Origin of the sequence: Marichromatium sp. AB31 (assembly GCF_003718685.1) — a bacterium.
Classification (GTDB): domain Bacteria; phylum Pseudomonadota; class Gammaproteobacteria; order Chromatiales; family Chromatiaceae; genus Marichromatium; species Marichromatium gracile.
In genome coordinates this window covers 454,291-478,849 of record NZ_RHFI01000001.1, presented here as the reverse complement: position 1 = coordinate 478,849, position 24,559 = coordinate 454,291, and the positions used below count along the sequence as shown (strand labels likewise).

Annotated in this window: 23 protein-coding genes; 18 read left to right on the top strand and 5 right to left on the bottom strand. The window is 66.8% G+C overall.

Annotated features, from left to right (window positions below):
- Window positions 1–412 precede the first annotated feature (412 nt).
- The 18 genes from EBL84_RS02130 (at window position 413) to EBL84_RS02045 (ending at window position 16,994) form a co-directional block, all read left to right on the top strand.
- Window positions 413–2,329, top strand: coding sequence for a methyl-accepting chemotaxis protein (locus EBL84_RS02130; protein ID WP_123139300.1), 1,917 nt, complete (start codon window positions 413–415; stop codon window positions 2,327–2,329).
- Between the two features lie 29 nt (window positions 2,330–2,358).
- Window positions 2,359–3,933 carry a chemotaxis protein CheW gene (locus EBL84_RS02125; RefSeq protein ID WP_123139299.1) on the top strand — a complete coding sequence of 525 codons (1,575 nt, stop codon included), beginning with the start codon at window positions 2,359–2,361 and terminating at the stop codon, window positions 3,931–3,933.
- Between the two features lie 36 nt (window positions 3,934–3,969).
- The gene (gene cheB, locus EBL84_RS02120) at window positions 3,970–5,049 is read left to right on the top strand and encodes a chemotaxis-specific protein-glutamate methyltransferase CheB (RefSeq protein ID WP_123139298.1); all 1,080 of its coding nucleotides are present in this window, start codon (window positions 3,970–3,972) and stop codon (window positions 5,047–5,049) included.
- Between the two features lie 126 nt (window positions 5,050–5,175).
- Complete coding sequence (locus EBL84_RS02115; RefSeq protein ID WP_123139297.1) at window positions 5,176–5,799, top strand: HEAT repeat domain-containing protein; 624 nt, start codon at window positions 5,176–5,178, stop codon at window positions 5,797–5,799.
- Window positions 5,800–5,820: 21 nt separating this feature from the next.
- Entirely contained in the window at window positions 5,821–6,651 is an 831-nt protein-coding gene (locus tag EBL84_RS02110) for a protein-glutamate O-methyltransferase CheR (RefSeq protein ID WP_223806122.1), read from the top strand.
- Window positions 6,648–7,037 carry a response regulator gene (locus EBL84_RS02105; protein ID WP_123139295.1) on the top strand — a complete coding sequence of 130 codons (390 nt, stop codon included), beginning with the start codon at window positions 6,648–6,650 and terminating at the stop codon, window positions 7,035–7,037. Before EBL84_RS02110 ends, EBL84_RS02105 begins: the two co-directional genes overlap by 4 nt.
- Window positions 7,034–9,409: a chemotaxis protein CheA gene (locus EBL84_RS02100; RefSeq protein WP_123139294.1), complete on the top strand. Its 2,376-nt coding sequence runs from the start codon at window positions 7,034–7,036 to the stop codon at window positions 9,407–9,409. Before EBL84_RS02105 ends, EBL84_RS02100 begins: the two co-directional genes overlap by 4 nt.
- Complete coding sequence (locus EBL84_RS02095; RefSeq protein ID WP_062275762.1) at window positions 9,409–9,645, top strand: hypothetical protein; 237 nt, start codon at window positions 9,409–9,411, stop codon at window positions 9,643–9,645. Before EBL84_RS02100 ends, EBL84_RS02095 begins: the two co-directional genes overlap by 1 nt.
- 13 nt (window positions 9,646–9,658) lie before the next feature.
- Entirely contained in the window at window positions 9,659–10,033 is a 375-nt protein-coding gene (locus EBL84_RS02090; protein ID WP_062275764.1) for a response regulator, read from the top strand.
- Between the two features lie 12 nt (window positions 10,034–10,045).
- A complete protein-coding gene (locus EBL84_RS02085; protein ID WP_123139293.1) occupies window positions 10,046–11,305 on the top strand; it encodes a methyl-accepting chemotaxis protein in 1,260 nt (419 codons plus the stop codon).
- An 84-nt stretch (window positions 11,306–11,389) separates the two neighbouring features.
- Window positions 11,390–12,247, top strand: coding sequence for an STAS domain-containing protein (locus tag EBL84_RS02080; protein WP_123139292.1), 858 nt, complete (start codon window positions 11,390–11,392; stop codon window positions 12,245–12,247).
- Window positions 12,244–12,636 (top strand): STAS domain-containing protein, encoded by a 393-nt coding sequence (locus EBL84_RS02075; protein ID WP_123139291.1) that lies wholly within the window; start codon window positions 12,244–12,246, stop codon window positions 12,634–12,636. The genes EBL84_RS02080 and EBL84_RS02075 overlap by 4 nt, the downstream gene beginning before the upstream one ends.
- Complete coding sequence (locus EBL84_RS02070) at window positions 12,629–13,039, top strand: anti-sigma regulatory factor (RefSeq protein WP_062275772.1); 411 nt, start codon at window positions 12,629–12,631, stop codon at window positions 13,037–13,039. The genes EBL84_RS02075 and EBL84_RS02070 overlap by 8 nt, the downstream gene beginning before the upstream one ends.
- A gap of 28 nt (window positions 13,040–13,067) precedes the next feature.
- On the top strand, window positions 13,068–13,511 hold the full coding sequence (locus EBL84_RS02065; RefSeq protein WP_200189437.1) for an anti-sigma regulatory factor: 444 nt from the start codon (window positions 13,068–13,070) through the stop codon (window positions 13,509–13,511).
- Window positions 13,502–14,101, top strand: a complete 600-nt coding sequence (locus EBL84_RS02060) for a SpoIIE family protein phosphatase (RefSeq protein WP_123139289.1) — start codon at window positions 13,502–13,504, stop codon at window positions 14,099–14,101. Before EBL84_RS02065 ends, EBL84_RS02060 begins: the two co-directional genes overlap by 10 nt.
- Window positions 14,094–15,170: a sensor histidine kinase gene (locus EBL84_RS02055; protein ID WP_123139288.1), complete on the top strand. Its 1,077-nt coding sequence runs from the start codon at window positions 14,094–14,096 to the stop codon at window positions 15,168–15,170. The genes EBL84_RS02060 and EBL84_RS02055 overlap by 8 nt, the downstream gene beginning before the upstream one ends.
- Window positions 15,167–15,535: a response regulator gene (locus tag EBL84_RS02050; RefSeq protein ID WP_062275779.1), complete on the top strand. Its 369-nt coding sequence runs from the start codon at window positions 15,167–15,169 to the stop codon at window positions 15,533–15,535. Before EBL84_RS02055 ends, EBL84_RS02050 begins: the two co-directional genes overlap by 4 nt.
- Before the next feature lie 490 nt (window positions 15,536–16,025).
- Window positions 16,026–16,994 carry an MBL fold metallo-hydrolase gene (locus tag EBL84_RS02045; RefSeq protein ID WP_123139287.1) on the top strand — a complete coding sequence of 323 codons (969 nt, stop codon included), beginning with the start codon at window positions 16,026–16,028 and terminating at the stop codon, window positions 16,992–16,994.
- Window positions 16,995–17,036: 42 nt separating this feature from the next.
- Here the strand turns inward: EBL84_RS02045 and EBL84_RS02040 are convergent, their stop codons facing one another.
- The 5 genes from EBL84_RS02040 to groL form a co-directional block, all read right to left on the bottom strand.
- Window positions 17,037–17,234, bottom strand: a complete 198-nt coding sequence (locus tag EBL84_RS02040; protein ID WP_062277069.1) for a zinc-finger domain-containing protein — start codon at window positions 17,232–17,234, stop codon at window positions 17,037–17,039.
- A 59-nt stretch (window positions 17,235–17,293) separates the two neighbouring features.
- Complete coding sequence (locus EBL84_RS02035) at window positions 17,294–18,217, bottom strand: branched-chain amino acid transaminase (protein WP_123139286.1); 924 nt, start codon at window positions 18,215–18,217, stop codon at window positions 17,294–17,296.
- A gap of 366 nt (window positions 18,218–18,583) precedes the next feature.
- Window positions 18,584–21,442 (bottom strand): bifunctional [glutamate--ammonia ligase]-adenylyl-L-tyrosine phosphorylase/[glutamate--ammonia-ligase] adenylyltransferase, encoded by a 2,859-nt coding sequence (gene glnE, locus EBL84_RS02030; RefSeq protein WP_369957533.1) that lies wholly within the window; start codon window positions 21,440–21,442, stop codon window positions 18,584–18,586.
- Between the two features lie 17 nt (window positions 21,443–21,459).
- Complete coding sequence (locus EBL84_RS02025; protein WP_190287861.1) at window positions 21,460–22,353, bottom strand: D-hexose-6-phosphate mutarotase; 894 nt, start codon at window positions 22,351–22,353, stop codon at window positions 21,460–21,462.
- Between the two features lie 516 nt (window positions 22,354–22,869).
- Complete coding sequence (gene groL / locus EBL84_RS02020) at window positions 22,870–24,513, bottom strand: chaperonin GroEL (protein WP_123139283.1); 1,644 nt, start codon at window positions 24,511–24,513, stop codon at window positions 22,870–22,872.
- Window positions 24,514–24,559: the final 46 nt, after the last annotated feature.

The following is a 24,559-nucleotide window of genomic DNA, read 5'->3' as shown; positions in this document are numbered from 1 at the left end:
GAAGCGCGAACCGCAACGCCAGCGGCCAGGGGATTGAACTGCAACGTCGAAAAGGACGCGACGGGTAGAGAAGGGCTTTCAGCGGCCGGCCGAATCCCCTGCACGATCAAGCCATTGGCGAGCGCATGGACGAGACCGAGGGGTGTGCCCCGGAACCACCAATGGTCTTGTCCACTGGGGCGTCAAGCGCCCAATCCGCCACAAGTGTCCTAAACTCCTAAGTATGAATCCAACCCCATTGAGGGGCTACCGCCCACACTGCGTCGGAGGCAGTCAGCACCAGACCACCCACAGTCAGCAGACCCGATCCATTAGGCCAAAGGGCGGCATTGCCTCGTTGCGCGGCACCTCATCCACGAGGCGGCATCCCGGTTGACCTGTTCATACTCGTCACATCGCGCAGGAAACCGTCATGGCACTCGTGAAGACCCCTAGCACACCCCGCCCCCAATCGACCGGCGAGACACGCACCAACGCGGCAACCGCCCGCGAGGCAGAGGCACAGCGCAGGCGCGCGCGCACCCTGGCGAAGCAGCAGCAGGCCGCCGAACGCGTCGCCTCGGCGACCGCCCAGCTCTCGTCCGGGATCAACGAGGCAGCCTCCGCGGCCGAAGAGCTCAAGCGCTCCTCCGACCAGATCGCCACCGGTGCCGAGGAGGCGTCCGGAGCGGCGCAGGAATCATTGGCGGCCTTCAAGCAGGTCAGCGCGGCACTCGACCGCCAACTCGACAACGCCAGCCTGTCGCAGACCAAGGTCGAGGCCTCGCAGACGCTGATCACCAAGGTCAGCGCGGACGTCACCGGCATGATCACCAACGTCGGGGTGGCCGCCCAACGCCAGGGCGAGTCGGTCAGGATGGTCGCCGAGCTGGAGCAGCAGGCGGCCAACATCGGCGACATCGTCAAGGCCGTCGCCCGCATCGCCGACCAGACCAACCTGCTCGCACTCAACGCCGCCATCGAGGCGGCGCGCGCCGGCAAGCATGGCAAGGGGTTCGCCGTGGTTGCCGACGAGGTCCGCACGCTCGCCGAGACATCGGAGAAGAGCGCCAAGCAGATCCAGGATCTGGTCGGCCAGATCCAATCCGAGGTCAAGGTCATCTCCGACGGCATCAACGACTCGGCCACCAAGGTACAGGGCGAGGTCGAGAACGGTCGGGCGGTCAACTCGCAGCTCGAGCAGATTCGCGCCGACGCAGTCGAGATCACCCGCGCGGTCCAGGAGATCGCCGCCAGCGCCCAACAATCCAACACTGCTGCGGGTCAGGCACTGAAGGGCGCCGAGGAGATCGCAGCGGCGGCCGAGGAACAGTCGGCGGCCTCGGAGGAGTCGGCCAAGACCGTCGCCGAACAGACCCAGGCGCTGGCCGAGTGCGAGCAGGCCGCGCAGAACCTCTCCGAGCTGGCCGAAGACCTCAAGAACTCCACCGACATCACCAAGAGCGCCGAGGAGGTGGCCTCGGCCGCCGAACAGCTCTCGTCGGCGGTACAGGAGATCAACCGCTCCGGCACCCAGATCATGGCCGCCGTCGAGCAGATCCGTAAGAGCACCCAGGTACAGGCCTCGGCCACCGAGGAATCGGCAACGGCGATCACTCAGATCGAGAAGGGCGTCGACGACTCGCTGCAACGCTCGCGCGCATCCGGCGAGAGGGTCGGCGCCATCAGCGAGTTGCTGACCAATAACAAGAGCAGCATCGACGCGCTCATCGCCGGCGTCGCGGATTCGGTCGAGTCATCGCGCCTGAGCCTGCGTCAGATCAAGGACCTGGAACTGGTCTCGCGACGCATCGACAAGATCGTCGACGCCATCACCACCGTCTCCATCCAGACCAACATGCTGGCGGTCAACGGCTCGATCGAGGCCGCGCGCGCCGGGGAGTTCGGCAAGGGGTTCGTGGTCGTCGCCACCGACATCCGCAACCTCGCTCACGATTCGGCGGAGAACGCCGATCGCATCAAGGACCTGGTGAAGGCGGTGCAGGACCAGATCGGTGTCGTCGGACGCGACCTGGAGGAGATCATCTCGGCGGCGATCAGCGAGGCGGAAAAGGCCAAGTCGATCACCACGGGACTGGAGACCATCGAGACCGATATCGCCGAGGTCAGCCGCTCATCGACGGAGATCGAGGCCGCGGCCAGCGAGATCTCCGCCGCCATCGCACAGGTCAAGGTCGGAGTCGATCAGATCGCATCGGCAGCCCAGGAGGCCGAGAAGGCCTCGACCGAGGCTGCGGCCGCGGCACGCCAGCAATCACAGGGGGCGGAGGAGCTGGCGGCAGCCATCGAGGAGATCGCCTCGCTGGCCGACGAGCTGCAGAGCGCTTGAGGCCCATCGCGGTTACGCGGGAGACAGTCATGACCCAAGACCTGGTCAAATCGTCACCCCCCGCCGCGCCGAGCGGCGAGGATGTGGCCACAGAGGGGCAGGAGCACGACCTGCGTCAGTTCGTCATCTTCGTGTGTGGCAGCGAGGTCTTCGCCGTCGACATGGCGCCGGTGCAGGAGATCATCCGGGTGCCCGAGGTGGTTCGGGTACCGCTCGCGCCCCCCACCCTGGAGGGCCTGGCCAATCTGCGCGGCAAGGTCTTGCCCATCATCAACCTGCGCCGTCTGTTCGGCCTCGAGGAGCGCGACGATGACGACGCCACCCGCGCTCTGGTGATCGATCTCGGTCAGCCACTGGGGTTCGTTGTCGATCGCGTCAGCAGTGTGGTCGGGGTCGAGCCCTCGTGTATCGAGGAGGTTGGATCGCTGGCGGCAACGGTCAAGACCGACCTGCTCTGCGGACTGATCAAGGATGTCGGCGGCTTCCCCATGGTGATGGAACTTGACTTCAAGCGCCTGATCGAAAAAGAGTTCAGCGCGATCACCACCCTGGCGCGGCATGGCGCCGCGGCGCTGGCCGAGACGAGGGATGTCGAGGAGGAGGAGGAAGAGGACGCAGACGAACTCCAGCTGGTCAGCTTCGAGGTCGCCGAACAGGAATACGCCATCCCGATCGAGAACGTGCAGGAGATCGTCCAGTTCCCCGAACAGGCGGTACAGATCCCGCGCACCGAGCCTCACGTGATCGGGCTGATGACACTGCGCAACCGCTTGCTGCCCCTGGTCTCTCTGCGTTGTCTGTTCGGTCTGCCGCCACGCACCGCCGACGAACACAGCCGCATCCTGGTGGTGCAGCTCGGCGAGTGCGCCGTGGGCCTGGCGATGGACAGCGTCAACGAGGTGCTGCGCGTCCCCTGGTCGGCGGTCGACGCCATGCCCAAACTGCTGGCGCAGCATGATGACCTGTCGGACATCGAACAGATCTGCCGGCTCGATGAAGGGCAGCGTCTGGTCTCCATCATCTCGACAGACAGACTCTTTCGTCACTCATCGATCCGGGAGGCCTTGAGCAGCGTGGAAGACATCGACTACGACAACCGGAGCGGTGACGACATCGAGGACGACGAGCAGGACGACGATGAGGAACAGATGGTGGTGTTCCGGCTCGACAAGGAGGAGTTCGGTGTCCCCATCGAAAGCATACAGGAGATCGTCCGTCTCCCCGACGAACTCACCCACGTCCCCAAGGCGCCAGACTTCGTCGAAGGAGTCATCAACCTGCGCGGCTCGGTACTGCCGGTGATTGACCAGCGCCGCCGCTTCGGTCTGGCGACGGTGGCACGTAACGACCGACAGCGCATCATGGTGTTCCTGCTCGATGGCGTACGTACCGGCTTCATCGTCGACTCCGTGGCCGAGGTGCTCAAGATCCCGAGGACGGCGATCGAGCCAGCGCCACAGCTCTCCAGCGAGCAGGCCAGATTGATCGCGCGGGTGGCCAATCTGGAGGGTCAGAAGCGTATGATCCAACTGATCGAACCCTCCCAGCTGATCGCCAAGGAGCAACGCGCCGAGCTGGAAGAGCTAGCCGAAACGTCCGCCTAGGACGTCGCGGCACAGGCCCATCGACCAGGAGCTCACGTGATCAAGCTGTTGATTGTCGACGACTCGGCGCTGATGCGCCGCCAACTCAAGGCACTCTTCCTGGCCGAGGGCGATTTCGAGATCCGCGTCGCCCGCAACGGTCAAGAGGCGGTCGCCGAGAACATCGACTTCGCCCCGGATGTCGTCACACTCGACATCAACATGCCGGAGATGGACGGCCTGACCGCACTGTCGCTGCTGATGGCCGAGCGACCGGTACCGGTGGTGATGGTCTCCTCGCTGACCGAGAAGGGGGCCATCGCCACCTTCGAGGCACTCAACCTCGGCGCCGTGGACTATATCCCCAAGCCCGGCGGCACCATCTCGCTGTCGATGGTCGAGATCGAGTCCGAGATCGTCGCCAAGGTGCGCGCGGCGGCACGCGCACGCATCCGTACCGCCCGCGGGCTGGCCGCACGTATCCGTGGCGACACCCCGTCACGCCCGCAACGTCCCCGAACCGAACCGACCAGGGCTGCGCCCGACGACACACCGGCCAGCGGCAGCGGTGTCGTGGTGATCGGGGTCTCGACCGGCGGTCCACGCACCCTCGAGGACATCCTCCCCCGACTCCCCGCCGACTTTCCCTGGCCGGTCCTGGTGGCGCAGCACATGCCGCCAAGCTTCACCCTCCCCTTCGCCGAACGCATGAACCTGCTCTGCCAGCTCGCCGTCTCCGAGGTCAATCGCCCCACCGCGGTCGCCGCCGGCAACATCTATATCGGCAAGGGCGGCGCCGACATGATCCTGGCACGACGCGGCGGCAGATTGACGGCGCTGGCACGCCCCGAGGACCCGACCAAGCTCTGGCACCCGTCGGTCGAACTGCTGGGGCGCTCGATGCTCGAGCACTGCGACCCGACCCGGGTCATCGCGGTGATGCTGACCGGCATGGGACACGACGGCGCCCAGGCATTCACCGAGCTCAAGCAGCGCGGCGCCCGCACCATCGCCGAATCGGAAGAGAGCGCAGTGGTATTCGGCATGCCGGCCGAACTCATCTCGCGCGGTGGCGCGAGCCTGGTGTTGCCGGTCGAGCGCATCGCCGACCAGCTGCAGATCTGGGTGGAGCGCTGAGCCGATGACGATCATCGGCGCCGTCACGACACCACCCCCGCGAGCGACATCGCGTGACGACGGGAGGTCGGAGCCCCGGCACCCACCTCGGACACGCCCCCCAGACCAACCGAGGAGCACGATGGCATGGCACTCAAGAAACCTGCTCCGGCAGCGCCATCCAGCGATGACGAGCGCCGCCTGGCGCGCGATCTCCCAGGGCTGCTGAGCGCACTCGAGGCGGCCGATCCGCTCGCACGCCGTTGGGCGGCACGCGACCTGGCCGATCACCCGGACGCGTCACGCGCCCTGGTCGAGCGGCTCGGAATCGAGACCGAGCCGAGCGTCAGCCAGGTGATCCTGACGACACTGACCCGACTCGGCGACGAGATCGCGGTCGCCGGCCTCACCGAGTGTCTGCGCAGCGAGGACGCCATGCTGCGCAACGCCGCCATCGAGGCGATGAAGCAGCTCCCCGACGAGGTCGCCCCGGTCATGGAGCAGCTGCTGAAGGATCACGACCCGGACGTGCGCATCTTCGCCGTCGACGTGCTCGAATCGCTGCGCCACCCCCGCGTCGAGGAATGGCTCATCCGGGTCATCGCCGAGGATCCGCACGTCAACGTCTGCGCCACCGCGGTCGACCTGCTCGGTGAGGTCGGCTCCGAGCGCGCGGTGCCGACCCTGCACGCGCTCAAGGCCCGTTTCGTCGACGAACCCTATATCCAGTTCGCCGCCGATCTGGCGCTGAAACGCATTGCACAAGGCTGACCCCGGATGACACAGGCGCGCATGATCAGCGACGAAGATTTCCGCAAGTTCCGGGAGTTCTTCTACCGCAAGACCGGCATGCTGTTCGAGGACAGCAAGCGTTACTTCGTCGACAAGCGTCTGCTCGAACGGATGGATGCCACCGACTCGGAGAGCTTTCGCGCCTACTTCACCATGGTGCGCTTCCAGGCCTCCGGCGAGGAACTGCAGACGCTGATCAACGCGATGACGGTCAACGAGACCTACTTCTTCCGCGAGGAGTACCAGTTCCGCTGTCTGGTCGACTCGATGCTGGAGGAGATCGTCACGCACACGAGGCAAAAACGTGCGCTGCGGATCTGGTCGGTGCCCTCCTCGTCGGGCGAGGAGCCCTATGGCATCGCCATCTATCTGCTCGAACACTGGCCGCGGCTGGACGACTGGGACATCGAGATCGTCTCCTCCGACATCGACACCGAGATCCTCGCGCAGGCCAGGCGCGGTCGTTATACCCACCGCTCGATACAGAACCTGCCACCGTCGCTGCTGGCCAAGTACTTCAGGCGCGACAGGGATCACTACCTGATCGACCAGGAGCTGCGCGAGGCGGTCGACTTCACCCGGGTGAACGTCAGCGACGCCGCGGACATGCGCAGACACCGTCACTTCGACATCATCTTCTGTCGCAACCTGCTGATCTATTTCGACGATCTGTCGCGCAAGCAGACCGCGGAATCCTTCTACGACGCACTCAATCCGGGCGGCTTCGTCTGTCTCGGTCACTCCGAATCGATGAGTCGGATCTCATCGCTGTTCCGGGTACGCAAGTTCCCCGAGGCCATCGTCTATCAGAAACCCTGGGAGGCCCGATGAAGCGGATCCTGGTCATCGATGACGCCGCGACGGTGCGGCTCTATCACCGCAGCATCCTGGAAGAGCTGGGCTTCGAGGTAACCGAGGCGGTCAACGGCCTCGAGGCATTGGAACGGGTGGCCGAGGGCGACTTCGACCTCTATCTGGTCGATATCAACATGCCCAAGCTCGACGGCTACGGCTTCCTGCGCGAGCTGCGCGGCAAGGACATGCCGCAGGCACCGGCGATCATGGTCTCGACCGAGGCCGGCGCCAACGACCAGAAGCTCGCCTTCCTGTCCGGCGCCAACCTCTATATCGTCAAGCCGGTCAGACCCGAACGGCTCGCCTCACACGTATTGACCCTGCTCGGTATGACACCGAACGGCCGGGGAGCGCCGTCATGAACCCACTGCTCGATCAATTCATCACCGAGGGACGAGACATCCTCCAGACCATCGGTGAACGCCTGCTCCAGCTCGAGGACACCCCCGACGACAGCGCCCTGATGGGCGAGCTCTTCCGCCTGGTCCACACCCTCAAGGGCAACAGCGGACTGTTCGACCTGCCGGAGATGACCCGCGTCCTGCATGCCGCCGAGGACCTGATGGACGCGGTACGCGATGGCAGGCGCCCCTTCGACCGTCCGGTGGCCGACAGACTGCTCGAGGCGATGGACTTCGTGCTCGCCCTGATCGACGAGATCGGCGACAGTGCCGAGGCGGCGCCACCGAATACCGCGCGACACGCCAACGACGCACTCGAACTCGCCAACGCGCTGCGGGGCCTGCTCGCCGCTGCCCAGGCCACGACACCAACCGCCGCCGAGACCGAGCCAGCGGCCACGCCAGCGCCTTCCCCTGCGCCCGCGGCGATGCCGCTCGAGGCGCTCCCGAGCAGGATCCAGCAGGAGCTGACCCAGCGCCTCGAGGCCGGCGAACCACTGTGCTGGCTGACCTACGAGCCCGAGGAGGAGTGCTTCTTCAAGGGCGAGGACCCCTTCCACCAGATCCTGCAGCTCGGCGAACCCTGCTGGCGCCGGGTGAGCAGCCGCGAGGACTGGCCGCCCCTGGCCGAGCTCGACGCCTATCGCTGCATCCTGCGCTTCGAGGCGATCCTGAACACCCCGGCCGAGGCGCTGCACGAACACTTCCGCTACATCCCCGAACAGGTACGGATCATCCCGCTGCAACCGCCAGCGCCGACCTCCGCGTCCTCATCCGAGCCACCGCCCGATGCCGAGACCACCTGGTCCTTCAACGTCGTGCTGGAGGCACAGCGCGAGATCCTCGGACTGACCGACAACCCGCCGTGGCTGAGCGGTCGACTGCGTGCCGTCGCCACCACCCTGGAGGCGGCCTTCGCCAGCATCGGCCAGGTGGTGGAGCGCGACGCACTGGAGCAGGCACTGCACTCGGCCGACGCCTCACACTCCTCACAGCCTCTGCTGAATTGGCTCGACGAGCAGCAGCGTCGCGGCGACACCCAGCTCCCGACCGCGGCCTCCCCGCCCGGTGCCCCCGCCGAAGACATCGCCCCTCCCCCGGAGGCGCAAGAACCGCAGGAGCCGATCAAGTTCGGACGACGTGCCGAGGACCGGCTGGCCGGCCACACCCTCAAGGTCGATCAGGCCAAGGTCGACCGACTGATGAACCTGATCGGCGAGATGGTGGTCACCAAGAACGCCCTGCCTTATCTCGCCAACCGCGCCGAAGAGGTGTTCGGAACACGCGAGCTGGCCCGCGAGATCAAGGCACAGTACGGGATCATCAACCGCATCGCCGAGGAGATGCAGGACGCCATCATGCAGATTCGCATGATGCCCGTCTCCTTCGTGCTGCAACGCTTCCCCCGCCTGGTCCGCGACACCGCCCGCAAGCTCGGCAAGGAGGTTCGGCTGGTGATGGAGGGCGAGTCGACCGAGGCCGACAAGAACATCATCGAGGCCCTGGCCGACCCGCTGGTGCACATCGTCCGCAACAGTCTCGACCACGGACTCGAGTCCCCCGCCGAGCGCAGCGCCGCCGGCAAGCCGACTGAAGGACGGCTGACCATCTCCGCCCGCCAGGAGTCCGACCGGGTGGTGATCGAGATCAGCGACGACGGCCGCGGCATCGACCCGGATCGGATTCGGCGCAAGGCATACGAGCGCGGTCTCATCGGCGAGCCCGAGCTGGAACGACTGACCGACCAGGAGGCGATCAATCTGGTGTTCGCGGCGGGCTTCTCCACCGCCGAGCAGGTCTCGGACCTGTCCGGGCGGGGCGTCGGCATGGACGTCGTGCGCAACGCCATCGCCTGCGTCAACGGCGCCGTCGAGCTCCACAGCCAGCTCGGCCAGGGCACCCGGCTGCGACTCTCGCTGCCGCTCTCGATGGCGGTGACCAACGTCATGATCATCGAGTCGGCCGGGCAGCGCTTCGGCGTGCCGATGGACAGGGTCGCAGAGACCGTCAGGGTCGCGCGCAACGACATCCGCACCATCAAGCGCCGTCTCACCACGGTGCTGCGCGGACGCCTGGTACCACTGGTCACGCTCAACGACCTGCTGGCGCTCACCATCGAGCAGATCCCCAACGACGACGACGAGTTCGCCGTGCTGGTGGTCCGCATCGGCGCGGACCATCTCGGCATCATCGTCGACGACTGTCGGGAAACGGTCGACATCATCCTCAAGCCACTCGGCGGGGTCCTGGCCGGGCTGGGCGGCTACGCCGGCTCCGCGCTGCTCGGTGACGGCTCGGTGCTGCTGGTGCTCAACCCGAGGGAGTTGCTCTGATGGCGCTCGAATTCAAGAAGGTGACCGCGGTCGTCAGTGAACAGATGACGGTCGAGGACGCCGAGATCCTGCTCGACTGGCTGATCAAACACCCACGTGGCCGGATCAACCTATCCGCCTGCACCCATCTGCACGCCGCCAACCTCCAGGTCCTGATGGCCGCGCGGCCGAGGATCTCGGCCTGGCCACGCCATGCGCCGCTGGCCGCGTGGATCAAGGCGGCCCTGACCCCATGAGGAGTTCAAGAGCATGTCCAAGACGATACTGGTTGTAGACGATTCGGCAACCATGGTGATGAGCCTCAAGGCCAGCCTGGAGATCGCCGGCTTCACCGTGGAGACCGCGGGCGACGGCGTCCAGGCGATCTCCAAGCTCAAGTCCGGGATCAAGCCGGACCTCATCCTCACCGACATCAACATGCCCAACATGGGCGGCATCGACTTCATCCGCAACGCGCGAGCCCTGCCCGGCATGCGCTTCACCCCCATCCTTGCGCTCACCACCGAGAGCCAACAGGCCAAGCGCGACGAGGCCAAGAAGCTCGGCGCGACCGGCTGGCTGGTCAAGCCCGTGGGTGGGGCCGATCTGATCAAGGTCATCAAACAGGTACTGCCGGGGGCCTGAGGACCTCAGACGATGCCCATCACCAACCAACACCAAGTGGTGATCGATGCGAATCTGGCGCAGGCCCGCATGTTGCGGCGCACCATGGGCTGGATCAACCTGCTCGGCAGCCTCGCCATCACCATCCTGGTGTACCTGACGCACGACTGGTTGAACCTCGGGCTGCAAACGGCCGGCTCCAACGCCGCGCTCATCCATGCCCTGATCTTCGGTGGCGCCGTGCTCGGCACCAACTTCATCGCCGGACTGGTGTTCTTTCGCTTCAGCTTCCGCGTCAACAGCGCCCTGTGCCAGACCTGGGACCGGGTGATCGAGGAGTTTCGCCAGGGCCAGCAACGGATACAGGGGGACAAGGAGGCGCGCGCGCTCACGGTCGAGCAGGACCAGGCCATCGAGCAGCAGCTCGGCGAGACGGTCGCCGAGACCGAGGCCTCCACGCTCGACGTCATCGAGCGCACCACCAAGCTCAATGCCGACGCGGCCCATCTGCTGGACTATCTGAAGAAGTCCACGGGCAATGCCAAGTCGATGGAAGAGGACATCTCCGGCAGGCTCGAGGACATCACCGAGATCGCCCTCCTGGTACAACAACTACCCACGCGCATCCAGGCGGACATGGAGGCCATCGAGAAGGTCCTCAACGACATCCGCCAGCTCGGCGGACTGACCAGCTCGATCAAGCAGATCAGCAAGAAAACGCGACTCCTCGCGCTCAACGCCGCCATCGAGGCGGCGCGGGCGGGCGAGGCCGGACGCGGCTTCGCCGTCGTCGCCGGCGAGGTACAGTCGCTGGCCGACCACGCCACCGAAACGGCCGACACCATCGAGGACGGGCTCAACCGCGCGCTCCAGAACGTCGAGAAAAACCTCCAGTTCACCCTGCTCGAGGGCTCCGAGGAACAGCTGGCGCAGGCGAGCCGGGCAGTGGAATCGATCCATCGTCTCCGCGACAACTACGAGGACATGCGCCAGTTCTACAAGGTGCTGTTCTCGGTCATCACCCATCACAACACCAGCCTGGCCGACCAGATCTCGGACATCCTCGGGCTGTTGCAATACCAGGACGTCACCGGTCAACGACTGGAGCGCATCCGCACCACCCTCAACCACCGCGCCAGTGTCCTGGTGGGCGCCGATGACGATTCCAGACAACTGCCGAGCCAGCTCAGGGCGGTGTTCGACGAGTATCTGCGCAACGAGTCGAGCCATGCACGCTCGCAGACCAGTCACGTGACAGAGGACCCGAGCGAGCCACGGATAGAACTCTTCTAGCAACCGGCCCTGGCGCCAGAGAACCAACCCGCGCGCGACACTGCCAGGCCGAGATAGCGCCGCCGACAAAACGCCCCGGATACCATGACGAACGCACTCGGACACCTCTTACAAGACCAACGCAACACGCTATTCACGGCCTGGTTGGAACAAATCAGGGCAATGCTGCCCTCGTCATCCTCGCTCACCAGCACAGCGCCAACGCCCCCAGGACATCACCTGCGCACCATCTTCGACGGCATCCTCGATACCCTTGAGCAATCACCCTCCGAGGACTTCACCCTCGGCGCCACGGACCCACTGACGGATCATCTACGTCAGCTCGTCAGCGACCAGGCACGCCACGGCGGCAGCGCCAACGAGACGATCGCGATGCTACTCGCGCTCAAGCGGCTGATCACGGCCCGCTCGATCACCTCCGGCACGCCCCCGGAGGTCGACGGCTTGCTGTGGCTCGACCGCGTCTTCGATGGACTGACGCTCAGCACCTTCGACGCCTTCGTCGAGGTCCGCGAACAGATCATCACCCAACAGAGCCTGTCGCTACTGGAGCTCTCGACCCCAGTGCTGCGACTGTGGAACCGCATCCTGCTGCTGCCGCTGGTCGGGGTCATCGACACCATCCGCGCCCGCCAGGTCACCGAGCGACTGCTGGAGGCGATCGCCCATCACGAGGCACGGGTCACCATCATCGACCTCACCGGCGTGCCGATCCTCGACACCAGCGTCGCCCAGCACCTGATGAAGACGATCGACGCCGCGCGCCTGCTCGGCACCCGCATCGTCATGACCGGCATCAGCCCGGAGGGTGCGCAGACCCTCACCAAGCTCGGCATCCGCTTCGACGACGTGCTCAGCCGCGCCACGCTGCGCGCGGGCATCGCCGAGGCGCTGCAGCTGATCGGACTGCGCATCGGCCCGATCGAGGATCGACACCCATGAAGATCCCGATCCTGCGACTGGGACGCACCCTGCTGGTCTCCATCCAGGACGACCTGACCGACAACGACGCCATGCAATTCCAGTCGGACCTGGTCGAACGCGTGGCCGAGATCGAGGCGCTCGGCGTGGCGATCGACATCACCGCACTGGACGTGGTCGATTCCTACATGGCGCGCGTCATCAACGACACCGCCTGCATGGTCGGACTCCTCGGCGCCGAGGTGGTGATCTGCGGCGTTCAGCCGTTCGTGGCGATGACGCTGATCGAGATGGGACGCGACCTGCTCGGCGCCAACTGCGCGTTCAACCTCGAACAGGGTCTGGAGATCCTCAACCGTCGTATCGCTACACGTGGCGACATTCACATCGACGAGGACGAGGATGACTGAGGCCTTTGCCAGCGAATTCATCCCGATCCGCACGCCGACGGATATCGTCACCGCACGGCGTGCCGCCCGGACCCTGTGCGAGCGTCTCGGCTTCGGCAAGGCCGATCAGACACGGCTCGCCACCGCCGTCTCCGAGCTGACCCGCAACGTCATCCAGTACGCCCGCGAGGGCAGTTGCCAGATCAGCGACACCTCGGACGCCGGATACCGGCGCATCCGCGTCCTGGTCGAGGACCACGGCCCGGGGATCCCCGACATCACCCTGGCGCTCACCGACGGCTATAGCACCAGTGGCGGACTCGGTGCCGGCCTGCCCGGCACACGACGTCTGGTCGACGACTTCGGCATCGAATCGGCACCGGGGCTCACCCGGATCACCATCGCCCTGCAGAAGCCGTTGTGATCACCTCACCATGACTCCAGGCGGTGACATGCATCAAGACCGACCCACTCCTCCAGCGCCCGCGCACCCCGGCCCCGGCATCGTCGCCACCAGCATGCGCATCGATACCGAATCCGATGTCGCGGCCGTCTGCCGCGTGGTCCGTGCCCTGGCCGAGCACATGGCATTCAGCCGCAGCGCGGCCTACTCGCTCGCCACCGCCGCGTCCGAGCTGGCGACCAACCTCCTGATCCATGCCGGCGGCGGCCAACTACAGGTCGCCCCGCTCCCCGGCATGCGCGCCGGCATCGAGCTGCTGGCCGAGGACCACGGACCGGGCATCGACGACCTCAGGCTTGCGCTGACCGATGGCTACAGCACCGCCGGCGGTCTCGGCTGCGGCCTGCCGGGTGTCGAGCGGCTGATGGATCTTTGCGACATCGACTCCGTGCCAGGCCACGGTACCCGGGTCAGGGCGGTCAAATGGCGCTGAACCCTCCGCCCCTCCAGCCGTCCGTCGGTCAGGCGCTGCGTTCACACCCGGACGAGCTGCACTGTGGCGATCAACTCGGCTGGTGGACACGACCCGATCGGCTGCGCCTGGCGCTTGCCGACGGTCTGGGCCACGGGCACGAGGCCGAGATCGCGGCCAGCGCGGCCATCGCCCAGGTCGCGGCCATGCCCGAGCATCACCTCGAGGAGATCTTCCTCGCCTGCGATCAGGCCCTGCGGGACACGCGCGGCGCCGCGCTCGCCATCGTCGACATCCACCCCCAGCTCGACCGACTCCGCCATGCCGCCGTCGGCAACATCCGCAGCGTCATCGCCCGCAGCGGCCTCATCAGACGCCTGAGCAGCTCCCGAGGCATCGTCGGCGCGGGCTACAGGGATCTGCGCGCCGAGTCGTTCACCATCACCGCCGGCGACTGGCTGACCCTGTTCACCGACGGGATCCAGGAGAGCGCCGAGGTCCTCAGCGGCCTCGACGATGCCACGGTCTCGGACCGTCTCGCCGAGCAGCTCATCGAGCGCTGGGCCGACGGGCACGACGATGCCGGCATCCTCATCTATCGCCATGCCTGAACCCAGAGCACCACAACACACCGGGGAACTCGGTCAGCGCTACACCGAGTTGTTACGCCGTGCCGTCTTCGCCGAGGACCCACTGGTCTCGGAGGCGGCGCTGGCCGAGGCGGCCGATCTCGGGCGCACCCTGATCGCTCGCGCCGTACCACTCGAGGAGGTCGGAGAACTCCATCACGAGGCACTCATCCACCTCGCCCGCCACCATCCCGACCTGCCATTGAGCCAGGTCGCCGGGCAGATCACGGCGCCGCTGATGGAGGCCTACATGGCCTACAGCCTCGCTTTGCGCGAGCAGCTCGAACGCCGCGCCGAGGCCATCGTGAACGCCCGTCTCGAGCAATCGCGTCGTCTGGAGGCGATCGGCACCCTGGCCGCCGGTATCGCCCACGATTTCAACAACATCCTCGGGGCCATCCTCGGCTTCAGCGAGTTGCTCGGTGACGAACTCCCCGCCGACTCGGCAGGCCGCCATCACCTTGCACACATCCAGCAGGCAAGTTTCCGCGCGCGCGACCTGATCGCCCGCATGCTCACCTTCGCACGGGCGATGGCCGACACCCCGAGCGCCGTCGAACTGGTCTCACTGACCGAGGAAACGCTCAAGCTACTGCGTGTCTCGCTACCGGCGACCATCCAGCTCGCATTCGCGCCGCCCGACCGGGACGCCTGGGTCCTGGCCGAGCCGAGCCAGCTGCAGCAGATCGTGATGAATCTTTGCATCAATGCCGCCGACGCCATCGGCGACCGACCGGGCAATATCCAGGTCACCATCCAGCCCATCGCCACCGCGGCCGGCGCAATGATCAGACTCAGGGTCGAGGACGATGGTGAGGGCATGAACGGCGAGACCCTGGAGCGGGTCTTCGACCCCTTCTTCACCACCAAGGCACCCGGCAAGGGCAGCGGACTGGGGCTATCGGTCGTGCACGGACTGGTCACCAAGCTACAGGGAACGATCGAGGTCGAAAGCACCCTCGGCAGCGGCACCCGCTTTCTCATCGATCTACCTCGCCTTTCCCACCCCGATACCACCGCGCCGCCCACCGCCACAGGAGAAGCGCCATGACCAAGATCCTGATCGTCGACGACGACGACCTCTTTCGCACCATGCTCGTGGAGATGGTGCGTCGCGAGGGCTACGAGGTCAGCGCCGTCAGCAACGGCAAAGAGGCACTCGAGCACATCGAGCACGATCGTCCGCAGCTCATCATCACCGACATCCTGATGCCGGAAATGGATGGCATCGAACTCATCATGGAGCAGAACAGGCGAGGCAACACCATACCGGTCATCGCCATCTCCGGGGGACGGCGCGCCATCAGCCTGGAGTTCAACCTGGAGTCGGCCGAACTCATGGGCGTGCGGGCGACGCTACCCAAGCCCTTCACCCGCGAACAACTCAGGAGCGCCATCACCGAGGCCCTGCAATGAGCCCCGGCGCAAGGCGGCCAGCGGCCAGCGGCCAGCGGCGCTGCACTCAACGATCGATGCCTGGATCGTGCGCCACGGCTGACAGCGGGCGGTGCCGTGGTCGAAAGCGCACACCCGCTGGCGACTGAAGGCCGATCGCCCGAAACTTGAATCTTCGCGCTCTTCGCGGCTTTGCGGTTCAATTCGCTGGTGGCTGGCGGCCAGGACGTTGAACCGCAAAGTCACAAAGCGCGCCAAGGATCTCGAAAGCGGCCTGTCGTCAGTGCTCAATCGATAACGGACACGCACAGGTCGTGAGGTCAAACGGCAAGAGGACACCACAGCACAACTCACCATCGCGTTCTTTGCGGCTTTGCGGTTCAAACGACTGACGACTGACGACTGACGACTGGTGGCTGGCGGCTGGCGGCTGGTCGCTGGTGGCTGCCAACCGACGAAGCCGTTAGACTCGGGCCGCTGAACCCTTGTCAGGATAAGGAACGGAGAGCCCATGTCGCACGCCCCCTTCCAACAGGTCGCCGAGGATGTCTACTGCATCGAGACCGGCCTCTATCGCCACGGACTGGCCGCCTGCTATCTGGTCCGCTCGAACGATCGTCTCGCCTTCATCGACACCGGCACCGATCACACCGTGCCGGCGCTGCTCGAGGTCATCGCCGAGCTGGGGCAGACCCCGGCAGACGTCGACTATGTCATCCCCACCCACGTCCATCTCGATCATGCCGGCGGCAGCGGCTCGCTGATGGCCGCCTGTCCCGAGGCGCGGCTGGTGGTGCACCCGCGCGGCGCCCCTCACCTGATCGACCCCGAGCGGCTGATCGCCGGCGCCACCGCAGTCTACGGCGAGGAGGGCTTCGCCAGCGACTACGGCACCCTGCGCCCGGTGCCCGAGTCACGCGTGATCGCCGCCGAGCACGGCCAGACCTTCCAGCTCGGCGCGCGCACCCTAACCTTCCTCGACACCCCGGGACACGCCAACCACCACGGCTGCATCCTCGACTCGCTCACCCGGGGGATCTTCACCGGCGATACCTTCGGCATCTCCTACCGCGAACTCGACACCGAGGCCGGCCCCTGGCTGTTTGCGCCGACCACCCCGGTCGCCTTCGACCCCGAGTCCTGGTTCGAGACCCTCGACCAGCTGATGGCGCTCGAACCCAAGGCGATGTACCTGACCCACTATGGTCGTGTCGATCGCCCCGCCGAGCTAGTCGGGATGCTGCGCGAGAGCATCCGCGCGCTGGCCGATCTGGCGCTGGCCGAGGAGGGACGCGACGACCCGCAGCGCGGCGAGCGCCTGACCCGGGCGGTCGCCGACTGGCTGATCAGCGGCGCACGCGCGCACGGCGTCGCCCTCGACGAGGCCCGGCTGCGCGAGCTGCTCGCGGTCGATATCGGGCTCAATGCCCAGGGACTGGAGGTGTGGCTGAAGCGGCGCGAGAAGCGGGCCGCGCGTTGACCCCAAGGCGCCCCGCCGCAGGGTTGCAGGCGGGGCGCGGGATCAATCGACGAGCTGATAGCTGGCGCCGCAGTAGGGGCAGGTGACGCGACCGTCCGGGGCATCGGCGATCGGCAGATAGACCCGCGGATGGAGGTCCCATACCGGGGTCTCCGGTCGCGGACAGGCGAGCGGCAGTTCCGCGCGCGTGACCGCGATCGGCGCCTCTTGCTGGGGTTGACGGGTAGCGGGATTGGCCATGGATCGAACCTCCGTGATCGTGGGCGCCGTGCCCTCGACGGACACGGCGCGAGTCGCACTCAGACCAGGGTCAGCCACTCGGCGCGGGCCGCGTCGCGACCGTGGACCAGGTCGAAATAGGCCGACTGCAGCCGCTCGGTGATCGGTCCGCGGGTACCGGCACCGATCGCCCGGCCGTCGACCTCGCGGATCGGGGTGACCTCGGCGGCGGTGCCGGTGAAGAAGGCCTCGTCGGCGATATAGACCTCATCGCGGGTGATGCGCTTCTCCACCACCTCGATGCCGAATTCCTTGGCCAGGGCGATCACGGTGCGACGGGTGATGCCGTCGAGCGCCGAGGTCAGGTCCGGGGTGTAGAGCACGCCGTCGCGGACGATGAAGACGTTCTCGCCGCTGCCTTCCATCACATAGCCCGAGGCGTCGAGCAGCAGCGCCTCGTCATAGCCGTCGCGCTGCGCCTCCTGCAGCGCCAGCATCGAGTTCATGTAGTTGCCGTTGGCCTTGGCGCGGCACATGGTGATGTTGACGTGATGGCGGGTGAAGGAGGAGAACTTCACGCGGATGCCGTTGCGCATGTTCTCCTCGCCCAGGTAGGAACCCCAGGACCAGGCGGCGACCACGCAATGCACCTTGAGGTTGTCGGCGCGCAGGCCCATGCCCTCCGGGCCGTAGAAGCACATCGGGCGCAGATAGGCCGAGTCGAGACCGTTCTCGCGCACCACCGCGCACTGCGCCGCGTTGAGGGTGTCACGATCCCAGGGCATGTCCATGCCGAGGATGTGCGCCGAGTTGAACAGCCGGTCGGTATGTTCCTGGAGCCGGAAGATGGCCGCGCCCCGATCGGTCTGATAGGCGCGAACGCCCTCGAAGACCCCCATGCCGTAGTGCAGGGTATGGGTCAGTACGTGGGTCTGGGCCTCGCGCCAGGGCACCATCTCACCATCCAGCCAGATCAGACCGTCGCGGTCCGCCATCGTCGTCATATTCTGCTCCGTATCTCCCGGGCCCAGGCTCGGGTCCGGTCACCATAATGAGGGCCCGGGGGCCCCGATCGGTCCGCGCAAGGCGGACCCCAGATAACATGTGCGCGGCGATACCCGGCCAGGCCGGGTCGTCTCGACACCCCATTGACTGGCGCGTCTGTCGGTCCTGCGCCCGGCGACGGAACCGAGGCGCGCCCGAAACGATCGGTTCCGCCGCCCGCTCGGGGCGCGACGGACCGCTCGACAGGCCGGCGCCGGAGACGCCGGCCGATCCCCGGCCCACATCGGGACCGGACACAGACACCCGCCCGCCATCCGGTCGCGCCGGGGTCACGGTGGGAGGGGTCTGGAATGCGTGGGCAGCCGCTAGCCGCACTCCTCCATCAGCTCGCACCACAGCGCCCGGACCCGCGCGCGCTCGGCCAGCAACTGGTCGTCGGCGATGGTCTTGGGCTGTTCCTGCAGGGCGCTGCGATGATAGGCGGCACGTAAGACCTTGTAGGCCTCGGCGAGGTTCTCAGCGGTGTCTCCCGGCAGCAGGTCGATGCGTGCCAGGGTATCGAGCAGGCGGACGTTGTCGGTCCAGTCGGCGAGCTCCGGGTGATCGGCAGCCCAGCGCAGTACAGCGTATTGAACCATAAACTCGATATCGGCAATACCACCAGGACCTTGCTTGAGATCAAAGCGCCCGTCGCCGCTGCGATCGAGGTTGGCGCGCATCTTGGCGCGCATCTCGCGCACGTCGCGACGCAGCTGCTCGGGATCGCGGCGACGACAGAGGATCTCGCGGCGCACCTCGGCGAAGCGACGTGCCAGCTCGGGGTCGCCGGCGACCGGACGGGCGCGCACCAGCGCCTGATGCTCCCAGGTCCAGGCGTCCTTGTCCTGATAGGCGGCAAAGGCGCCGATCGAGCGCACCAGCATCCCCTTGCCGCCGTCCGGGCGCAGCCGCATGTCGACCTCGTAGAGCGTTCCCGAGGGGGTGCGGGTGGTCAGCATGTGGATCATCCGCTGACCGAGACGGGCGTAGAACTGCTCGTTGCTGATCTCGCGCTCGCCGTCGGTCATCGCCGTCATCGAGTCGCTGGCATGGACGAACACCAGATCGAGGTCGGAGCCGTAGCCGAGCTCGATGCCGCCGAGCTTGCCGTAGCCGAGCACCAGGAACCCCGAACCCTCGCCGGGGATCGCGGTGGGACGACCATGACGCGCCTGCAGGTGCGTCAGGGTCAGCTCGAGCACCCGCGTCACCGTGGCCTCGGCGATCTCGGTGAGATAATCGCTGACCACCATCAGCGGGATCACCCCGGTGAGATCGGCCGCCGCCACCCGCAGCATGTTGCCCTGGGCGAACTGACGCAGCCGCTCCATCTGCTGCTCGAGGTCCTCGGGGTCGACCGGACCGAGCAACACGTCGAGTTCCTCGTCGAGTCCCTCGCGGCGCAGCGGGTCATAGAGCCGGCGCGGGTCGATCATCTCGTCGAGCAGCAGCGGCTGACGCGACAGCCGGTCGGTGAACCAGGGACTCATCCCCGCCAGTCGCGCCAGCTGCGAGAGGATGCAGGGGTGCTCGACCAGCATCGCCAGATAGGAGGTGCGCCGCGCCACCGCCTCGAGCAGGCGCAGCACCCGCTCGAGGGCGAGATCGGCGTGTTCGCTGGCGGCGACGATCGGCAGCGCCAGCGGCATCAGCTGCGCCAAACGCTCGCTGCCGCGGCGGCTCACCTTGCGCTCGATGGTGTCGCGGAAGGCATCGATGTGCACCAGCGCCGACTCGGGGCTGGCGAAGCCGGACTCGGCGAGCAGCGCAAGCGCCTGCTCGCGCTCGTACTCACCACGCCACAGCGCCGCCAGCTCATCCTCGTGCTCGTGGTCGGCCGGCTCGTCCTCACCGCTCGGCGGCGCGAACACCTCGTCGAAGTGGTGCTGCACCCGTTCGCGGTGCGCGGCGAGCACCGGGGCGAAGCTCGCCCAGTCGGCGAAGCCCATCGCGCGCGCCATCCGCTCGCGCGCCGCCTCGTCCTCGGGCAGGGTGTGGGTCTGGCGATCGCGCCAGGCCTGCAGCCGGTTCTCGACCCGGCGCAGGAAACAATAGGCGTCATCGAGTTCGCGCACCGCCTCGGGCGGCAGCAGCTCGCGCTCACCCAACAGCGCCAGCACCTCGCGGATCGGACGGATCTGCAACTCCGCATCGCGCCCGCCGCGCACCAGCTGGAAGGCCTGACCGATGAACTCGATCTCGCGGATGCCGCCGGGACCGAGCTTGATGTTGGCGTCCATGCCGCGCCGATACAGCTCCTTGGCGATCAGCCGCTTGAGTTCGCGCAGCGACTCGATCGCGCCGAAATCGAGATAGCGCCGGTAGACGAAGGGCCGCAGCATCGCCTCGAGCTGGGCGATGTCCTCGGCGTCACCGCACACCGCGCGCGCCTTGATCATCGCGTAGCGCTCCCACTCGCGCGCCTGCGACTGGTAGTAGTCCTCCATGGCATCGAAGCACATCGCCAGCGGACCCGACTCACCGAAGGGACGCAGCCGGGTGTCGACGCGGAACACGAAGCCGTCGACCGTCTGCTGGCCGAGCGCCTGCACCAGACGCTGACCGAGCCGGGTGAAGAACTGCTCGTTGCTGAGCGCGCGCGGCCCGTCGCGCACCTCGCCGCGCTCGGGGAAGGCGAAGATGAGATCGATGTCGGAGCTGAGATTGAGCTCGCGCGCACCGAGCTTGCCCATCGCCAGCACCACCATCTCCAGGGCGCGCCCCTCGGCATCGCAGGGCACGCCGAGTTCGGCGCGGGTCCAGTCCTGGAGCTTGCCGAGCGCCTGACGGATACAGCAGTCGGCCAGTTCCGAGAGGTCCTCGAGCACCTCCTCGAGCGCGCCCTCGCCGCTGAGATCACGCCACACGATGCGCACCTGCTCGCGGCGCCGGAACAGCCGCAGCGCGCGCGCCAGCGCCTGCTCGTCGTCGACCTCGGCGAGCGCCCGGGTCAGCGCGCGATCGAGATCCCCCGGGCCATAGGCGCGGAAGAGATCGCCGCTGGCCAGCAGCTCGGCGAACATCTCGGGGTGACGCTGTACCTCCAGCGCGACGAACTCGCTGCCGTCCCACACCGCGGCGCGGGCGCGCGCGAAGACGGGGGTATCGGGCACCTCGACACCCGTCTCGGCGGCCCAGGCCAGCCAGTCCTGCCAGTGACTCTCGGTGACGGGTTCGGTGCTCATCGGTTCGTTCATCGGCGCTACAGGGTCTCGATCTGGTAGTCGGCACCGATGCGGCTTGCCGCGCCCGGCGCCAGGTTGAGGGTCTCGGAGGCGGTGTTGACCGTCTCCACGCAGAGGAAGCGGCGCGCGTCCTCGGGCGCGAGGTCGTCGGCAAAACGGTGGATCTCGGTCGCGCCCGGGTTCCACACCACCCAGGTACGGCTGCCGCGCGCGCGCACCCGGATGCGTCGCCCCAGCACCGGGTCGTCGAGCCACAGCGGACCGGGGGCGTCGAGATAGATACGATTGACCTCCTCGCCGCCAGCGCTCACCGGACCTTGCTGCCGACATGGCGCAACCGGCGCGCCCCGTGCCTTGTCCAGATAACACCGACCGTCGAGCCCGTGCAAGCGAACCCGGTCGGACGCGCCGACGCGCAGATAGGTGTGCAGCCCCTGGGTGAGCGTCCAGGGGTGATCGGCCTCGTTACGGGTCTCCAGCGTCAGCCCCAGGGTCGCCCCGACGCGAATCTCCAGCAACAGCGCGCAGGGGTGCGGCCAGGCGGCGAGGGCCCCGGACTCCGGCACCAGACGCAGCCGCACCGCCCCATCGGACTGGGGCGCGCAGTCGAGTAGCCGCCAGTCGGCGGTGCGGGCGAAGCCGTGGATCGGACCGCCGTCCGGGTCGACCCCGAACCAGGGCCAGCACAGCGGGACCCCGCCCATGCGCTCGCGCCCGGGACGGAAGGCGGCGCGACTGCCGACGAACAGCAGGTCCTCGGCGCAACCGCGCGGTCGGTAGGCGAGCACCTGGGCCCGACGGACCGACACCAGCGCCTCGGCCAGCGGCGTCTCGATCCGGGCGAGCAGATCGCCCGCCGCGGTCGCGACCAGCCGCACCCCGGCGCAGACCGCCTCCCCCACCTCACCCATCAGCCCCGCCTCCACACGACGCGGACGAGCACCATCGACAGACGAGGGAAAGCGGGCACGGACATCGCGGAAACCTTCACGAATGCGGATTCGATCGATTATACGCCGCATGACGGGAGCGAGCGGCCAGCGGCCAGCGGCCAGCGGCCAGCGGCCAGCGGCCAGCGGCCAGCGGCCAGGATGTTGAACCGCAAAGCCGCAAAGTACGCAAAGGATCTCGAAAGCAGCCAGTCGTCAGTGGATTACATGCGCTCTGGCTACTTGATCACTGCCATTCAGCAATCTTGGCTTGCCGAGCCGCAGGAGAAGTAAGGAGAAAAAACCCAACTCACCTTCGCGTTTTTCGCGGCTTTGCGGTTCAACCTTCCGTTGGCTGACGGCTGACGGCTGACGGCTGGCGGCTGGTAGCTGGTAGCTGGTAGCTGACGCCTGGTAGCTGAACGCTTCCCTTAGCCCCAAACGAAAAAGGCCCCGCCGAAGCGGGGCCTTTCTTATGGTGCGACGAGCGCGCCGGGCTTACATCATGCCCATGCCGCCCATGCCGCCCATGCCGCCCATGTCAGGTGCGGCCGGAGCGTCGTCCTTCGGCTCATCGGCGACCATCGCCTCGGTGGTGATCATCAGACCGGCCACGGAGGCGGCGTTCTGCAGCGCCGAGCGGGTGACCTTGGTCGGGTCGAGGATACCCATCTCGACCATGTCGCCGTACTCGCCGTTGGCGGCGTTGTAGCCGAAGTTGCCCTCGCCCTCGGCGACCTTGTTGAGGATCACCGACGGCTCCTCACCGGCGTTGGCGACGATCTGACGCAGCGGCTCTTCCATCGAGCGACGGGCGATCTGGATGCCGACGTTGCGATCGTGGTTGTCGTCGGAGAGATCCTTGATCGCGATCAGAGCGCGCACCAGCGCAGTACCACCACCGGGGACGATGCCCTCCTCGACGGCGGCGCGGGTGGCGTGCAGCGCGTCCTCGACGCGTGCCTTCTTCTCCTTCATCTCCATCTCGGTGGCGGCACCGACCTTGATCACGGCCACACCACCGGCGAGCTTCGCCAGACGCTCCTGGAGCTTCTCGCGGTCGTAGTCCGAGGAGGTCTCCTCGACCTGCGCGCGGATCTGCTCGCAACGGTTCTTGATGTCGATCTCGGCGCCGGCGCCGTCGATGATGGTGGTCTCGTCCTTGCCGACCTGGACCTTCTTGGCGGTGCCCAGCTCGTTGAGGGTGGCCTTCTCCAGCGACAGACCGACCTCTTCGGCGATCACGGTGGCGCCGGTGAGGATGGCGATATCCTGCAGCATGGCCTTGCGACGATCACCGAAGCCCGGGGCCTTGACGGCGCAGACCTTGACGATGCCGCGGATGGTGTTGACCACCAGGGTGGCCAGCGCCTCGCCCTCGACGTCCTCGGCGATGATCAGCAGCGGCTTGCCGGCCTTGGCGACGGCCTCGAGCACGGGGAGCAGATCGCGGATGTTCGAGATCTTCTTGTCGAACAGCAGGATGTAGGGGTCGTCCAGCTCGGCGCTCTGGCTCTGCTGGTTGTTGATGAAGTAGGGCGAGAGGTAGCCGCGGTCGAACTGCATGCCCTCGACGACGTCGAGCTCGTTGCTCAGCGAGGTGCCGTCCTCGACGGTGATGACGCCTTCCTTGCCGACCTTCTCCATCGCCTCGGCGATGATCTTGCCGATCGACTCGTCGGAGTTGGCCGAGATGGTGCCGACCTGGGCGATCGACTTGTTCTCGGTGCAGGGCTTGGAGAGGTTACGCAGCTCGGCGGTGGCGGCCTCGACGGCCTTGTCCATGCCGCGCTTGAGGTCCATCGGGTTCATGCCGGCGGCAACCGCCTTCAGACCCTCGCGGACCATCGCCTGAGCGAGCACGGTCGCGGTGGTGGTGCCGTCACCGGCGATGTCGGAGGTCTGCGAGGCAACCTCCTTCACCATCTGCGCGCCCATGTTCTGGAACTTGTCGGTGAGCTCGATCTCCTTGGCCACGGAGACGCCGTCCTTGGTGACGGTCGGTGCGCCGAAGGACTTCTCCAGCACCACGTTGCGGCCCTTCGGACCCAGGGTCACCTTGACCGCGTCGGCGAGGACGTTGACGCCCTCCATCATGCGGGCGCGGGCGTCACCACCGAACTTCACGTCTTTTGCAGTCATTGTCTAGCTTCCTCGAGTATGAATTCTGGTCGTATCGGAATGGATG